The organism is Mycobacterium sp. D16Q13, from assembly GCF_002013375.1.
Lineage (GTDB): Bacteria > Actinomycetota > Actinomycetes > Mycobacteriales > Mycobacteriaceae > Mycobacterium.
Map to the genome: position 1 here is coordinate 41,337 of NZ_MAEW01000022.1, position 15,281 is coordinate 56,617.

Genomic DNA, 15,281 nt, shown 5'->3' on the forward strand with positions numbered 1-15,281 from the left:
CCAGGAACCTACGCCCCGTTGCAGATTCCAGAGTCTCGGATGGTGTTGCCGTAGACGGTGGCGGTGGCGATGTTGGCGTTGATGACGCCGGACGGCAGCTGCTGCTTCATCTTGTCGCTGATCTGGGTGAACTGGAACCACAGGTGATAGAAGGAGTCGCCGTTGTAGAGCGGCGAGTACTGGCTCTGATCCGGGTAATTGGTGATGTAGAGGGTGTGCACCCGCGGATCCAGGAATCCGGCCGACTGATCCAGGTTCGCGGTTACCACATTGCCAACGGTGTCCGATCCCGAGGCGGCCCAGACGTCGCGGTGATCGCGCAGATAGTTCTGGAATCCGTATACCGACGCCATCAAGGTGTCGTACTGGGCGTTGAACCATTGGCAGGATTCGCGCAGGGCGGTGAACTGCTCGTCGGTCGCCCGGTTCTGCCACATATTGAACGGGAAGACCGAGGTGTCCGGCGACCAGTCCGAGGGGTACGGAACAAACACCGGCAGCGAGGCGCCCTGCCCGGGGTCTGCGCCGGCGGGTGCCGCCAGTGCGAGTCCGGCGGCGATCGTCATACCTGCCAGCGCTGCACCAGCCCTGCTTCTCCAGTTCGAGGCCATCCGCCGATTATCTACAGCCGATACCCAGGAGTCCGGACTTCGGGGAAAAACCGCACTACATCCACGGTCACAGTGGCCCGCGTTTCGTCCGTTGCACGGCCAGTGCGGCCAGCGCGCCGACCTCATTGAGGGCCAGATGGGCCAGTATTGGCGCCGCCGCACTGCCTGACCGCTCGCGCAACCAGCCCAACAGCCAGCCGAACAAGCCAGTGACCAGCACCGTCGCCGGGACGGGATCTCCCGCGGCGCGAGCGGGCCGGATATGCGCGAGCCCGAACGCCGCGGCCTGCAACACGCCGCCCAGCCTCGTGCCGCATGCCTCGACCGCGAGCGGCTGCAGCACCCCGCGGAACGCGAGCTCCTCCGACCACACCGTGCCCACCGGAATGTGCAACCCCAGCCAGGCCGCCGGATGAAGGTCGATATCGCGCTCCCGCATCGACGTGCGCACCGGCTTCAGCACCGGTGAGGCACCGACCGCCATGGCGACGGCCGATGCGGCGACTCCGCCCAGACGCAGACCGGCCCCCAGCTGTGGCTGCCGCAGCCCGAGCGGTGCCCCCGTGACGGCAGCAAGGGCGGTGCTCATGCCCGCCCCGATCAGTGGGCGCCAATGCTGTGGGAACCGTTCCAACAGCGACGGCCAGGCGACGAGAGCAACAGCCAGAACCCAGGCTCGGGCGCGAACGATCACGTGTCGGGGCCGTCGAGCGACGCGGTGTCGACGAGAGCCTTCCGGATGCGTTCGGTGTCCTGCGGGGTCCAGCCCTCCGGCGGAGCGATGGCCGCCCAGCCGTTGACCGACGAGATGCCGTAGTTGTGGCCATGCCCGTCGGGCACTCCGACGGCGTTGGCCAGGTCGGCCGCCACCTGCCAGAAAGTGACGATGGGGTACCAGCGCATGGCGGCGGAGCGGTCGCCCACCGGCGCCTCCTTGAGCCAATCCGGTTCACTGAACAGCAGATCCGTGGACCACCACGTCACCGGATCAGACGGATGTTGCACGAAGAGCACCCGCGGGTTCTGCCACGGTGGTCTGGCGAGCTTGTCGATATCGGGACCTATCGCGAAACGCGCCGTGAATCCACTGTCGTATACGGGAAGGGCTTCCAAGGTGCCGCGGTCCCGTTTGGACACCAGTTCATTCCAGATCTGGCTGAAGTTCGGCGGACCGGTCCACAACACGCCGTCGACGCCCGCCGTACGGATATCACCAAGACCATCGAATGCCCCTTGTCCCGCAAACGATCCCAAGCTTTCGCCATAGATGAGCAGCTTGGGACGGTGCCCTTGGGGCTGCTGCGCCCAGCGCTTCTGAACCGTGTCGACCAACAGCCTGCCCGAGGCCAGCGCCTTCTTCTTGTCGGCCAGGAACGAGATCCAGCTGGGCAGGAACGAGTACTGGGTGGCGACGATCGCGGTGTCGCCGTTGTACATGAGCTCGATACCGCGCGCGGCAGCGGGCGTCACCCAGCCGGTGCCGGTGGTCGGGACGATGATCAACGCCTTGCGCTCGAAGGCCTTGGTGCGCTCCAGTTCCCGCACCAGGATGTCGGCCCGCTCCTCCGCGGTGTCGGCGGTCTCGAGTCCGGCATACACCCGAATGGGTTCCTTGGCCCGGCGACCGTTCACCTTGGTCAGCTCGTCGGCATGCAAACCACCGGAGACAAAGTTTCGTCCCTCGAAGCCGAGAGTTTCCCAGGCGGCCAGTGACGCCGGGCTTCCGGAACGCTCCGGCTGTATGGGCTGTTTCACCCCGGCCCGAGTGGTGTCGTTATGCGGACCAAACGAGGCGTTGGCGGCGGAAAAGAAGCCGCGCACCAGCACGCCGTTGAACAGCATGATGGTCAACACCGCCACGATGGCGGTACCGATGAGCAGCGACACTTCGCGGCTGAGATGCAGGCGGCGAATAAAGAATCGCGCCAGCAGCCGAACCAGATCTCGCAACACTCGGGCCACCGAGATCAGCAGTGCCCCAAAAGCAATCGAAACAAGGAAAGACTTGGAGTACTCGAGGGTGGATGGTCCCTGCGTCTCCATGAGGGTCGCGATCTGTCGTTGCCAGCGGGCAGCTGGGACGATCATCGCCAGCGAGCACACCGCCGACAGCAGCACCACTCCGAGCTTGGTGGTCACCATCACCCGGTCGCGCAAGGGCCACCATGTCTGGTGACGGAGCCAGAAGCGCAGTACCAGCTTGGAAACAGCGACACCAATGCCGTAGCCAATCGTCGCGGTGGCACCGCCGATCAGGCCCTGAAACAGCCAGGTACGCGGCATCAATGACGGCGTCAGCGACAAGCAGAAAAACAAGGCGCCGAACGCTATTCCGCAGAAATCCAGCCGCAGCAGATTCCACGCCCAGGCCACCAGGGGGTGCCGGTGCTCTAGATGTTCCTCAAGCTCCTGGAACGCCAGCCAGCTGCGGCCAATCCAGTCATCGGGATCGACGGTGCTTGTCGTGACGGGGACTCCAGGAGTCTCGCTCATCCGAACAATCCGGGCAGCACACCTTCGTGAATCTCGCGCAGCTCGGCCAAGGTGATCGAGAATTGTCCCTGTACTTCAACGGAATCCGAGCCCTGATCGACAACGCCGATGCGAACGGCGGGCAGCTGTCGCGCCTCACACATCGCCACGAATCTGCTCTCCTCGGTGCGCGGTACGGCGACCAGCACCCGCCCGGCGGACTCGGAGAACAACGCCGCAAAGGGGTCGGCTCCCTCGGGAAGCAGGATGCGGCAACCAGTTTCACCGGCCAGCGCCGACTCGATGACGGCCTGGATGAGCCCGCCCTCGGACAAGTCGTGTGTGGCGGACACCAGCCCGTCCCGCGACGCGGCGGTGAGAACCTGGGCAATCAGCTGCTCGCGGGCGAGGTCGACCTTCGGCGGAGTGCCGCCCAGGTGATCGTGTGCCACCTGCGCCCAGATGGAACCGTCGAATTCATCGGCGGTGTCACCCAGCAGGATCAGTGTTTCGCCGGGCTCGGTGCCGAATCCCGTCGGGATACGCCGGTTCACATCGTCGATAACACCCAGTACGCCAACCACCGGAGTGGGCAGGATGGGGGTGGTGCCGGTCTGGTTGTAGAAGCTGACGTTGCCTCCCGTGACCGGAATGCCCAGCTCCACACAGCCATCGGCGAGGCCGCGGACCGCTTCGGAGAACTGCCACATGACACCCGGGTCCTCCGGGGAGCCAAAGTTCAGGCAGTTGGTTACCGCGACAGGGGTGGCACCGGAGGCCGCCACATTGCGGTACGCCTCGGCAAGTGCCAACCGGGCGCCGTTGTAGGGATCGAGCACGGTGTAGCGGCCGGAAGCATCGGTGGCCAAGGCGATTCCGCGTCCGGTTTCCTCGTCCACCCGAATCACGCCGGAGTCGGCGTGTTCGGCGAGCACGGTGTTGCCGCGGACGTACCTGTCGTACTGCTCGGTGATGAAGGCACGGCTGCACAGGTGCGGGCTGCCGATCATGTCCAGCAGCGTCTGCCGTAGCTCGTCACCGGTGGCCGGGCGCGCCAAACCTGCTGTGCTGTCAGCGATCAACGCATCCTGCGTGTCTGGCCGGGCCACCGGGCGCTGATAGACGGGGCCCTCGTGTGCGACGGTGCGCGGCGGCACATCCACGACGGTGTCGCCATGCCAAGTGATCCGCAGCCGGTCGCCGTCGGTGACCTCGCCGATGACGGTGGCCAGCACATCCCATTTCCGGCACACCGCCATGAAGGCGTCCACGTTCTCCGGGGTCACCACGGCGCACATGCGCTCCTGGGACTCACTGGAGAGCACCTCTGCCGGAGTCATTCCGGTCGCGCGCAGCGGCACCTTGTCCAGGTCGATGTGCATGCCGCCGTCCCCGGCCGAGGCCAGTTCCGATGTGGCACAGGACAAACCGGCACCGCCGAGGTCCTGGATGCCCACCACCAGATGCGCGGCGTACAGCTCAAGGCAGCACTCGATGAGCACCTTCTCGGTGAACGGGTCGCCCACCTGCACGCTGGGAAGCTTCTTGCGTGAGGCGCCCTCGGCCTCGTCGCCGCCGAATGTCTCGGAAGCCAGCACCGACACACCGCCGATGCCGTCCAGCCCGGTGCGGGCACCGAACAGGATGATCTTGTTGCCGGCGCCGGAGGCGAAGGCCAGATGTAAGTCTTCCTTGCGCAACACCCCCGCACACAGCGCGTTCACCAAAGGATTCCCGGCGTAGGAGGCATCGAACACCGTCTCCCCGCCGATGTTCGGCAGCCCCAGCGAGTTGCCGTAGCCGCCGATACCGCGCACCACGCCGTCGAAGACACGACGGGTGTCTGGGGCATCGGCAGCGCCGAAACGCAGTTGATCCATCACGGCGATCGGCCGCGCGCCCATGGCCATGATGTCGCGAACAATGCCGCCCACACCTGTCGCGGCACCCTGATAGGGCTCGACGTACGACGGGTGGTTATGCGACTCGACCTTGAAGGTGACCGCCCACCCGTCGCCGATGTCCACCACTCCGGCGTTCTCGCCGATTCCGGCGAGCATCGCCGAGCGCATCTCCTCGGTGGTGGTCTGCCCGAAGTAACGCAGGTGCACCTTGGACGACTTGTACGAGCAGTGCTCGCTCCACATCACCGAGTACATCGCCAGCTCAGCATCGGTGGGACGGCGACCGAGGATCTCGCGGATGCGCGCGTACTCGTCGTCCTTGAGCCCTAATTCAGCGAAGGGCTGCGGGTGATCGGGGGTGGCTGTTGCGTTGTCGACCGTATCAACCCGTGAAGTCACGAACAGATTCTAACGTCGAACCCGCCTTGCCCTCGCTACGCGCCATATTGGCCGTACAGGACGGCTATATCGGTCGGCGGGATCATCCCGGTCGGATTCGCGATCATGCTCGCGCTCGCTGGACCACATGTGCCGACCAGGCCCGTCATACTCGGAAGATGCTCCGTGCAATTTTGCTGGTCGCGGTGGGGATCCTGACGGGTTCATCCCTGCTGGCCGCGAGCGGATGCGCGGCAGGCCACACCGACCCGTCCCGTCCGATCGCCCAAGCGATCAACGGCCTGCCCGGTGTGGAGAGCACCACTCACAGCTTCTCAATCGGCTGGTATGACACGTTCACGGTGCATCTGGACGCCAACGTCCGGCCGGAGATCACGCCAGAACAGCTCACGGCAATCTGGGAGGTCTTCACTCATCGAGTAGAGGAAGCCGGGGCCGGCCACGCACATGTCAACGTCCGGCTGACCATCAATGACTGCCCGCCCCCCGTCGCTCGGCCGGGCAGCTACTGCGGTGAGATCTCCGAGACCACCGACATGGAAAGTGCCGAACCCGTGCCCAACTGGCAAGAGTGGCGGGCGCTCGTCCGGGGGCACTACGCAAACGCCATCCGCGTGAAGACCAGTCATGTGAACGGCCAGTCTCACAAACAGATCACGGTGACGTTGCCGCCATCGGCCGATGGCACGCCGAGAGAAGCCCGCGCACAAGACTTCTCGTCCCTCTTCCGCCGTATCGCCACTGACTTCCCGGGCCTGCGCGAGGCAGCATGGACCGCCACGGGCGGACAGACACCGGCAAACGTGAGCAATCTGGAACTCGGTACCTCGCGGGGATTACCCACCGACGCCGAGTTAGGTCTCTGGGAAGCACTTTCTGCCATTGCTCCGGTCAAGATGAACCTCGTGAGGGACTCCGGCACCAGCGACGAGAAGTCATTGGTTACCGTCACGCTCCCGGGTGCCGGTGAGGCCAATTGGCGACGCGCAGCACTGAGCCAGCTGATGCTGCTCAGGGCGTATCAGCATCGGGTCAAGTATGAGGCGACATACGGCAAGGACACGCTGACAGTCGTTGTCGGCGGCTGCTCACCCGAGTTCGATACCGGGTCCGCGTTGCAGAACGAGCTTCGCCGGTGGTTCGAGACCTGCTCCTAGCGATCTGACCCGATCAGCACCTCCAGCAGTTCACGCCGGCGCAGGATCATCGCAGCCCAGATCAGCAGTCCGAAGCCGACCGCGAAGACCACCGCGAACCACACCTCCTCGTGCATATCGATCGTGACCGCGCCGCCCAGGTAGGCCGTCAACCCCACGGCACCGAGCACCGAGGTACGGGGAATGGCCCACACGATGGTGCACGCCAACAGCACCCAGCCGATGAGGGCGGTCTGATACGGCGGGAAACCCAGCTGCTCAGTGGCCTTCTGGGCGAACTCCGCGCCGAAGATCTTGGGTATGGCGTCTCCCAGGAGGAACAACAGGATGATGCCGCTCAGTGCGATACCGATCTTCTCCGGCGTCGTTTTCTCACTGAATGTGGATGTGACGGACATGAGATTCCTTTCTCGAAATCCCCGATGAAACAACTCTAGAGAGACCGACCGACACAATCGATGAAATTCATCGCTCAGGCCTCCACCGGCTCTCGTAGGCTCGTGGCCATGACCGTCACGATCGTCGCCAAAGATCCCGTCGTCGCCGCTCTGGGTGCCGAGTGGGCCGCGCTGGACGAGCTGGGCGCTGCTCTCACCGATGAGCAATGGGCCGCGTCGTCCGTACTGCCGGGGTGGACCGTCAAGGACGTCATCGCGCACGTGGTGAGTACCGAACGTCTGCTGTCGGGCGATCCGATCCCCAGTACCGATGAAGCCGTCGCCGCTCTTCCGCACGTGCATAATCCCGTCGGCGTCCTCAACGAACGGTGGTTGACTTACTACCGCAAGCTGCCACCCGGGGCGGTGCTGAACGACTTGCGCACCGTGACCAGCGCGCGCCTGGCAGTCCTTGAGGGTCTGTCCCAGGACCAGTTCAACGCCGAGACGGTGACCCCGGTGGGACCGGAAAGCTATGGCCGGTTCATGCAGATCCGTGATTTCGATTGCTGGATGCACGAATTGGACGTGCGCGACAGCCTCGGGTTGCCCGCACCGGCAGACCCGGTGGCGGCGACGCCCGCGCTCACCGAGCTGATCAATGCGCTGCCGTTCCTCATCGGGAAGCGGGCAGGCGCACCTCAGGGCAGCCGGGTGCGCTTCGTACTCACCGGGATTGGCGCACAGAAGGTGGACATCGAAATACCCGACCGGGCGCGCATTGTGTCGGCGCTCTCGGGCACCCCACATGTGACGCTTACCGCCGACACCAGCGAATTCGCCCGGCATCTGGGCGGCCGGGCCAGCGCGAACCGCAATGGCTTCACGCTCGACGGCGATCCCGACCTGGGTTGGAAGATCATCACCAACCTGCGCTTCACGATGTAGCGGGTAGCTCCAGAAACGCTTGCAGCGCATCGGAATACATCGGCACATCACGCGCGCCCATCAGCTCACGCACCGAATGCATGGCCAGCGTCGCGGCTCCCACGTCGACGGTGACGATGCCGGTGTGTGATGCCGCGAACGGACCGATGGTCGAGCCGCACTGCATATCCGCGCGATGCTCGTACCGCTGGACCGGAACCCCGGCCCGCTCACAGGCCAGGGCGAAGGACGCCGCACCCCGACCATCGGTGGCGTAGCGGACATTCGGGTGAATCTTGATCACCGGTCCGGCGTTGACGGCAATCTGGTGGCCCGGTTCATGCCGATCCGGATAGTTGGGGTGCGTGGCATGCGCCATATCGGCCGAGACCATCAGCGAGGCGGCCGCACGCCGCAGGAAATCCTCCCGGGTGCCGTTGCTGGACAGCACGATGCGCTCCAGAACCGTCGACAACAGGTCCGAGTGGGCGCCGTGATCAGAGACAGAACCGATCTCCTCGTGATCGAAGAGCGCCAGTACCAGCGTCGAGCTGGACTCGGCGGCCAGGAATGCTTCCAATCCGGCGTAGCAGCTGGCCTGGTTGTCCAAACGCGGTGCGCTGACCAGGCTCTCGTCGGGGCCGATGAGAGCGGCCGCGGTCAGATCATGTGCCATCAGATCGCGCCCCAAAATATCGGCCGCGGCGACCCCCAGCTGTTCTGCGATGAATTCGTCGAAGCTGTGCTCACCGCTCCACACGGAGTTCACATGCCATTGCGGGTCGATCACCCACTTCTTGCGTTCCTCGGCGCTGACCATGTGGATCGCCAGGTTTGGCACCCGCAGGATTGGCTGCTGAATGCGAATCAGCGTTGACCGCACCGTATCCCCATCGCGCACCAGCACCCGTCCGGATAGCCCCAGATCGCGGTCCAGCCAGGTCTGCACCCACGCTCCGCCATAGGGCTCCAGAGCGACCATGGGCCAACCCGCTTGCACGCGATCGGCATTGGCCTTCACCCGCAGGTTCGGGCTGTCGGTGTGAGCGCCGATCACCCGGAAGGAGGAGTTATCGTCTGCCATGTCCACGCCGCGCCAGGCCACGATCGATCCCGAGCGCACCGTGAAGTAGTCACCCGAGTGCCCCGGCCAGCGCTGCGCCTCGAACAGCTCGGTGAAGCCTTCCTGACGGAGGCGCTGCGCCACCGTGTCCACGGCGTGAAACGGCGACGGCGAGGCGTCGATGAATTGGCACAGTCCTGCTGCGGTCGCGGTCACGCTTCCCATGATGGCTGACTGGATTGGGTCTAGGGTCGAGGCGTGACCGATCCCGTGCCACAGCCTGTTCTGGAACCGCTGTCCTCGTCGGCCATTTTCTTGGTGGTGACCATCGACGACGGTGCCGAACAGGCAGTTCACGATGCGTTGCCCGATGTGTCCGGCCTGGCCAAAGCCATCGGATTCCGCGATCCGGCACGGCGATTATCGCTGGTCACCGCGATCGGATCGGATGCCTGGGACCGGCTCTTTTCCGGTCCGCGCCCCCACCGGCTGCGGCCGTTCCAGGAGGTGCGTGGTGAGCGGCACACTGCCCCGTCCACACCCGGTGACCTGCTGTTCCATATCCGCGCGAGCACCATGGACCGCTGCTTCGCATTGGCCGCGCGTATCACCACCGCCCTGGCGGGCGCCATCACCGTGGTGGACGAGACACACGGTTTTCAGTACTTCGACAACCGGGACCTGCTGGGTTTTGTGGACGGCACCGAGAATCCCGATGGCGACGAAGCCGCCTCGGCCGCCCTCGTCGGCGCCGAGGATGCCGATTTCGCCGCCGGCAGCTACGTGCACATCCAGAAGTACCTGCACGATATGGCCGCCTGGAGCGCGCTGCCCGTCGACGAGCAGGAGAAGGTGATCGGCCGCACCAAACTCGATGACATCGAATTCGACGATGCCGTGAAACCGTCGAATTCGCATGTGGCCCTGAACGTCATCGAGGACGACGAAGGCAACGAACTGCAGATCCTGCGTCGCAACATGCCCTTCGGCGAACTCGGGAAGGCCGAGTTCGGGACGTACTACATCGCCTACTCACGCACCCCGGATGTCACGGAACGCATGCTGCACAACATGTTTGTCGGGGATCCGCCGGGGAACACCGACCGCATCCTGGACTTCTCGACTGCGGTCACCGGCGGGCTGTTCTTCGCGCCGTCCGCCGACTTCCTCGACACTCCCCCGCCGCTGCCCACCCAGGTAGCCGCGAAATCCACTGAATACCAAGGATCCCTATCCATCGGCAGCCTGAAAGGAACGTCGGCATGAACAACCTGTATCGCGAACTCGCACCCATCACGGACGAGGCGTGGGCGGAGATCGAAACCGAGGCCAGCCGTACCTTCAAGCGCCATATCGCCGGACGCCGGGTGGTTGACGTCAGCGAGCCGGGCGGTCCCTCGAGCGCGGCCGTGAGCACCGGACACCTACTCGATGTGGCGGCACCCGCCGACGGCGTGCAAGCCCACCTGCGGGAAAGTAAGCCGCTTGTGCGGCTGCGCGTCCCCTTCACCATCAGCAGGTCGGCCATCGACGATGTGGAACGCGGCTCTCAAGACTCCGACTGGGACCCCGTCAAGGAGGCTGCCAAAAAGCTGGCATTCGCCGAGGACCGCGCGATCTTCGAGGGGTATCCCGCCGCCTCGATCGTCGGTATCCGCGAATCCAGCTCCAATCCCGAACTCAAGCTGCCCGACGATGTCCGCCAGTACCCCGACGTCGTCGCGCAGGCGCTCTCGGAACTGCGGCTGGCGGGTGTGGACGGCCCGTACTCGGTGCTGTTGTCGGCTGAGGAGTACACCAAGGTGAGCGAGGCCTCCGATCGCGGGTACCCCATCCGCGAGCACCTTCGCCGGTTGGTCACCGGGGAGATCCTCTGGGCGCCGGCGATCGACGGCGCACTCGTGCTGAGCTGCCGCGGCGGGGACTTCGATCTGCAGCTGGGCACCGATGTCACCATCGGGTACCTGTCCCATGACGCCGAGAGCGTGCAGCTCTACCTGCAGGAGACCCTGACGTTCCTGAGCTACACCGCCGAGGCGTCGGTCGCGCTGCTGCCATAGGCAAGCCCGGGCTCTCCACACACTCATGTGTGCCCATCTTTGAGCGACAAAGCAATTCGCTGTCTTGCTGGTCACTCAAAGGTGGGCAACAGGAAGATCAAACGGCCTGGAGTTTCCCGATCGCCGAGTGCACCACCTGGTCGAGCCTCGCCCGCCCCTCACCCGCATCCCACGCGAACGATCGCACGACAACGAGCAGCCCACGAACCCGGACCCACGTCACCAGCTGCCCTGGGATCTCCTGGTCCATGTCGGCCGGCCGCATCAGCACTGTGACCGACGGATACGGCGCGGTGTTCGGGCCGGGCGCGGACGAAACCTGCACCGACGCGGTGCCCGTCTCCAGGGTGTTGAACCCCTGCGCGGGCGCGATGGACTTGGCCCAGGCGATCATGTCGGCCCCGGGGTTCTCTTTGCCGTAAAGAACATCGACAAATTCCGTACAGCGCGACAACGCTTGCAAACGAACCAGAAAGTTGACCTTGGCGCCATTCGCGTCGCCGGCCTGGTGACACAACTGGTCACCACTACTGGTTGCGCCGGCGAGATCGTCCTTCTCCACCTTCCAGTCCGCGGGGATGGCGTCGTCGGGAAGCAGCAACATCAATTGTGAGCTCGGCCTGTCCGCCAGGCTGCCGTCTGCCCTGGCCGGGCTCGCGAACCCGATGACCGCGATCACCATCGACATGGCCGCCGCCATACCGCGCCTTTTACGCCTCACTGACCACCCCATGAACATGCTCCTCCCTAAGTTGGTGGGAGCATAGCTGGGAGATCGCCAAACTGCATAACAGCCCAGACCTAGACGCACACCGCAGCGGAATTCGACTTTGCTTTCCGCTATCGAACAGTCGGCCAGAATGGCTGTCGGCGGTGATACCCCGCCGACGAATAGGGCTAGCGCACTCGGCAGATATGCCGAATCACCAGCAAATTCCTACTGGAGACTGGGATCTACGCGGTGAGCACGGCGTCGAGCGCCGAGTAGAAAATGCCGAGTCCATCGTCGCTGGGTCCGGTCAGCGGCTCGGTCGCGTGCTCCGGGTGCGGCATGAGCCCGACCACCCGGCCGTTGGCCGAGGAAATCCCGGCGATATCGCGCATCGACCCGTTGGGGTTCTCGCGGTAGCGGAAAACCACCCGGCCCTCGCCTTCGAGCTCGTCGAGCACATCGTCGGAGGCCACATAGCGGCCTTCACCGGACTTGAGCGGCACCAGGATGTCGGCCCCCTGCTCATATCGGGAGGACCATGCGGTGTTGTTGGCGTCGACACCCAGCCAGACATCGCGGCATACAAAGTGCAGACCGGCGTTGCGGGTCAATGCTCCGGGCAGCAGCCCGGCTTCGCACAGCACCTGGAAGCCATTGCAAATTCCCAGAATTGGCAGACCTTGTGCGGCCGCGTCGACCACCGAGCGCATCACGGGCGCAAAGCGCGCGATGGCCCCGGCGCGCAGATAGTCACCGTAGGAGAAACCGCCGGGCACGATCACCGCGTCAACGGACTTCAGATCGGCATCGTCGTGCCACAGCGAGACGGCCTCGGCCCCGGAGAGCCGGGCCGCCCGAGCGGCGTCGACATCATCGAGGGTGCCGGGGAAAGTGATGACACCGATGCGTGGGGTCACTCGGACTCCCGCACGATTTCCCAGTCCTCGATGACGGTGTTGGCGAGCAACGCCTCGGCGATCGACTCGAGATCGGAGTCGCCGATCTCTCCCTCGAACTCCAACTCAAAGCGCTTGCCCTGGCGCACGTCTGCCACGCCGGCATAGCCAAGGCGCGCGAGCGCGCCCACAATGGCTTGTCCCTGCGGGTCCAGGATCACGGGTTTCGGCATGACGTTTACGACGACTCGGGCCACGGACTGACTTTACCGTGTGGGCCGGGACACATCCCGCCTAGACTCCCCCTCATGCAGCTGACCCACTTCGGGCATTCGTGCCTGCTGGCCGATTTTGGCGGCACCACTCTGCTGTTCGATCCGGGCAATTTCTCGCACGGATTCGAGGGGATCACCGGCCTGTCGGCCATCCTGATCACCCACCAGCATCCCGACCACGTGGATCTGGAGCGGCTGCCCGCGCTGGTCGACGCCAACCCGGGGGCGGCGCTCTACGCCGATCCGATGACCGCGGCACAGCTGGGCGAGCCGTGGCAGGCGGTGCATGCCGGCGATCGCTTCACCGTCGCGGAACTGAGTGTGCGCGGGGTAGGTGGCCAGCACGCGGTCATCCATCCGGAGATCCCGCTCATCGACAACACCTCGTATCTGATCGGCGACGGCGACCATCCCGCGCGGCTCATGCATCCCGGCGATGCGCTCTTCACACCCGGCGAGGAGGTCGACGTGCTGGCACTACCGGCCGCGGCGCCGTGGATGAAGGTCTCCGAGGCGATCGAGTATCTGCGCGCGGTGAACCCGGCGCGGGCGGTACCCATTCACCAGGGCATCCTGCAAGAGGCCGCATATCCGTTCTTTTACACGCGATTTCGCGAGATGTCTGACGCCGACTTCCAGGTGCTGCCGCACGAGGACGCGGTGTTGTTCTAGGCCCTCCGGCGCCGACACGCCGCGTTTCGTTCTGTTTCGCGAGTAACTTTCGCAGAATGCGGAGTGTCGACGGACAACAGGATGCGAGTCAGCCGATGTCCTCCGCGGCGCCCCGGCCCGCGGCACGTCCACTGAAGATGCAGCCACCCAGGAACGTGCCCTCCAACGCGCGGTATCCGTGCACACCACCGCCCCCGAATCCGGCAACCTCACCGGCCGCGTAAAGGCCGTCAAAGCAGCTTCCATCGGCGCGCAGAACCCGCGATTCAAGGTCGGTCTCCAAACCGCCCAACGTCTTTCGCGTCAAGATGTGCAACTTCACCGCGATCAGCGGGCCGGCCTTCGGATCGGTGAGCCGGTGCGGGGCCACCACCCGGGTAAACCGATCCGCGAGGTAGGCACGTGCGGCACGGATGGCGGCGATCTGCGGATCCTTGCCAAACGGGTTGGCCACCTCACGATCGCGTGCCGTGACCTGCTGGGCGATGGTTGCGTAGTCCAGCGGTGTGACGTCCGGCAGCGCGTTCATCTTGGCGACCAGGTCGGGCAGGTTCGAGGCACTGACAAAGTCGATGCCCTTGTCGATGAAGGCCTGCACCGGCGCCGGTGCACCTGCCTTACCGCGCCGCAATACCCCGCGCACATCTTTGCCCGTGAGATCGGGGTTCTGTTCCTGCCCCGACAGTGCGAACTCCTTGGCGATGATCCGCGCATTCAGGATGAACCACGAGTAGTCGTGTCCGCTGCGACAGATGTGTTCCAATGTGCCCAGGGTGTCGAATCCCGGAAACAGTGGCGCTGGTATTCGAGATCCGTTGGCGTCCAGCCAGAGTGATGACGGTCCCGGAAGGATGCGGATCCCGTGGCCCGGCCAGACCGGGTTGTAGTTGGTGATGCCCTCGGTGTAGTGCCACATGCGGTCGCGGTTGATCAGGTGGGCGCCGGCATCGACCGAAATCCCGAGCATGCGGCCGTCGACGTGAGCGGGCACCCCGGTCAACAGCTGGGACGGAACGCGCCCCATGCGTTCGGGCCAGTTCTCCCGGACCAGATCGTGGTTACCTCCGATACCACCGCTGGTCACGATGACGGCCTGCGCACGGAATTCAAACTCTCCCACAGCTATTCGCGAAGAAGCTATACCTCGCGCGGCGGTCGAGGGCTCCAGCACGGTGCCGCGCACACCCACGGCGGCACCCTGTTCGACGATCAGTTCGCCGACCTGGTGCCGGTATGCGATGCGCACCTGACCACGGTCGGCGGCGGCGAGCACGCGCCGCGCGAAGATCTCCACCAGACCTGGTCCAGTACCCCAGGTGATGTGAAATCGCGGTACCGAGTTACCGGGCCCGAGCGCGTCCTTGCCGCCGCGCTCAGCCCACGCCACCACGGGAAATATCTGCAACCCCCTGGCGCGCAACCAGCTTCGCTTCTCACCCGCCGCAAAGTCCACATACGCGTGCGCCCATTGACGAGGCCAATGGTCCTCCGGGCGGTCGAACCCGGCAGTACCGAGCCAGTCCTGCAGAGCCAGCTCGTGGGAGTCTTTGATCCCCAGGCGGCGCTGTTCGGGACTGTTGACGAAAAGCAGGCCACCGAAGGACCAATAGGCCTGCCCGCCCAGATTGGCGGCATTCTCCTGCTCGACGACGACGACATTCTTGCCGCGGTCTACCAATTCACAGGTCGCCACCAATCCTGCAAGACCTGCGCCCACGACGATGACATCGGTACTCGCGTCACTCACCGGTTCACC

Annotated in this window: 14 protein-coding genes and 1 pseudogene; 5 read left to right on the forward strand and 10 right to left on the reverse strand. The window is 64.8% G+C overall.

Annotated features, from left to right (window positions below):
- Positions 1–8: 8 nt before the first annotated feature.
- From B4400_RS21485 to purL, 4 genes are all read right to left on the reverse strand, one after another.
- Positions 9–611 carry a hypothetical protein gene (locus B4400_RS21485; protein ID WP_078312752.1) on the reverse strand — a complete coding sequence of 201 codons (603 nt, stop codon included), beginning with the start codon at positions 609–611 and terminating at the stop codon, positions 9–11.
- 67 nt (positions 612–678) lie between these two features.
- Positions 679–1,302, reverse strand: a complete 624-nt coding sequence (locus B4400_RS21490) for an Rv0804 family intramembrane glutamic endopeptidase (protein ID WP_139361527.1) — start codon at positions 1,300–1,302, stop codon at positions 679–681.
- Positions 1,302–3,104 (reverse strand): alpha/beta hydrolase, encoded by a 1,803-nt coding sequence (locus B4400_RS21495; protein WP_078312750.1) that lies wholly within the window; start codon positions 3,102–3,104, stop codon positions 1,302–1,304. The genes B4400_RS21490 and B4400_RS21495 overlap by 1 nt, the downstream gene beginning before the upstream one ends.
- Entirely contained in the window at positions 3,101–5,386 is a 2,286-nt protein-coding gene (gene purL, locus B4400_RS21500) for a phosphoribosylformylglycinamidine synthase subunit PurL (RefSeq protein WP_078312749.1), read from the reverse strand. Before purL ends, B4400_RS21495 begins: the two co-directional genes overlap by 4 nt.
- Positions 5,387–5,493: 107 nt before the next feature.
- Here purL and B4400_RS21505 point away from each other — a divergent pair.
- Positions 5,494–6,543 (forward strand): annotated as a pseudogene (locus tag B4400_RS21505) (hypothetical protein); the annotation flags it as partial.
- On the opposite strand, the gene B4400_RS21510 reads toward B4400_RS21505, so the two are convergent.
- Positions 6,540–6,941, reverse strand: a complete 402-nt coding sequence (locus B4400_RS21510) for a DoxX family protein (protein ID WP_078312748.1) — start codon at positions 6,939–6,941, stop codon at positions 6,540–6,542. The pseudogene B4400_RS21505 and the gene B4400_RS21510 sit on opposite strands and share 4 nt — an antisense overlap.
- A 108-nt stretch (positions 6,942–7,049) precedes the next feature.
- On the opposite strand from B4400_RS21510, the gene B4400_RS21515 reads away from it, so the two are divergent.
- Positions 7,050–7,868, forward strand: coding sequence for a maleylpyruvate isomerase family mycothiol-dependent enzyme (locus tag B4400_RS21515; RefSeq protein WP_078312787.1), 819 nt, complete (start codon positions 7,050–7,052; stop codon positions 7,866–7,868).
- Here the strand turns inward: B4400_RS21515 and B4400_RS21520 are convergent.
- Entirely contained in the window at positions 7,858–9,126 is a 1,269-nt protein-coding gene (locus B4400_RS21520) for a M18 family aminopeptidase (protein ID WP_078312788.1), read from the reverse strand. The two genes, B4400_RS21515 and B4400_RS21520, sit on opposite strands and share 11 nt — an antisense overlap.
- Before the next feature lie 42 nt (positions 9,127–9,168).
- On the opposite strand from B4400_RS21520, the gene B4400_RS21525 reads away from it, so the two are divergent.
- Both B4400_RS21525 and B4400_RS21530 read left to right on the forward strand, forming a co-directional pair.
- Positions 9,169–10,176, forward strand: a complete 1,008-nt coding sequence (locus B4400_RS21525) for a Dyp-type peroxidase (RefSeq protein ID WP_078312747.1) — start codon at positions 9,169–9,171, stop codon at positions 10,174–10,176.
- Positions 10,173–10,970, forward strand: coding sequence for a family 1 encapsulin nanocompartment shell protein (locus tag B4400_RS21530; protein ID WP_078312746.1), 798 nt, complete (start codon positions 10,173–10,175; stop codon positions 10,968–10,970). Before B4400_RS21525 ends, B4400_RS21530 begins: the two co-directional genes overlap by 4 nt.
- Before the next feature lie 97 nt (positions 10,971–11,067).
- Here the strand turns inward: B4400_RS21530 and B4400_RS21535 are convergent, their stop codons facing one another.
- From B4400_RS21535 to purS, 3 genes are all read right to left on the reverse strand, one after another.
- Positions 11,068–11,691 carry a hypothetical protein gene (locus tag B4400_RS21535; protein WP_139361526.1) on the reverse strand — a complete coding sequence of 208 codons (624 nt, stop codon included), beginning with the start codon at positions 11,689–11,691 and terminating at the stop codon, positions 11,068–11,070.
- Positions 11,692–11,924: 233 nt separating this feature from the next.
- A complete protein-coding gene (purQ, locus tag B4400_RS21540; protein WP_078312744.1) occupies positions 11,925–12,599 on the reverse strand; it encodes a phosphoribosylformylglycinamidine synthase subunit PurQ in 675 nt (224 codons plus the stop codon).
- Complete coding sequence (gene purS / locus B4400_RS21545) at positions 12,596–12,835, reverse strand: phosphoribosylformylglycinamidine synthase subunit PurS (RefSeq protein ID WP_078303532.1); 240 nt, start codon at positions 12,833–12,835, stop codon at positions 12,596–12,598. The genes purQ and purS overlap by 4 nt, the downstream gene beginning before the upstream one ends.
- Positions 12,836–12,886: 51 nt before the next feature.
- On the opposite strand from purS, the gene B4400_RS21550 reads away from it, so the two are divergent.
- Positions 12,887–13,525, forward strand: a complete 639-nt coding sequence (locus B4400_RS21550; RefSeq protein WP_078312743.1) for an MBL fold metallo-hydrolase — start codon at positions 12,887–12,889, stop codon at positions 13,523–13,525.
- A gap of 88 nt (positions 13,526–13,613) precedes the next feature.
- Here the strand turns inward: B4400_RS21550 and B4400_RS21555 are convergent, their stop codons facing one another.
- The gene (locus B4400_RS21555) at positions 13,614–15,272 is read right to left on the reverse strand and encodes an FAD-binding dehydrogenase (protein WP_078312742.1); all 1,659 of its coding nucleotides are present in this window, start codon (positions 15,270–15,272) and stop codon (positions 13,614–13,616) included.
- Between the last annotated feature and the right edge of the window lie 9 nt (positions 15,273–15,281).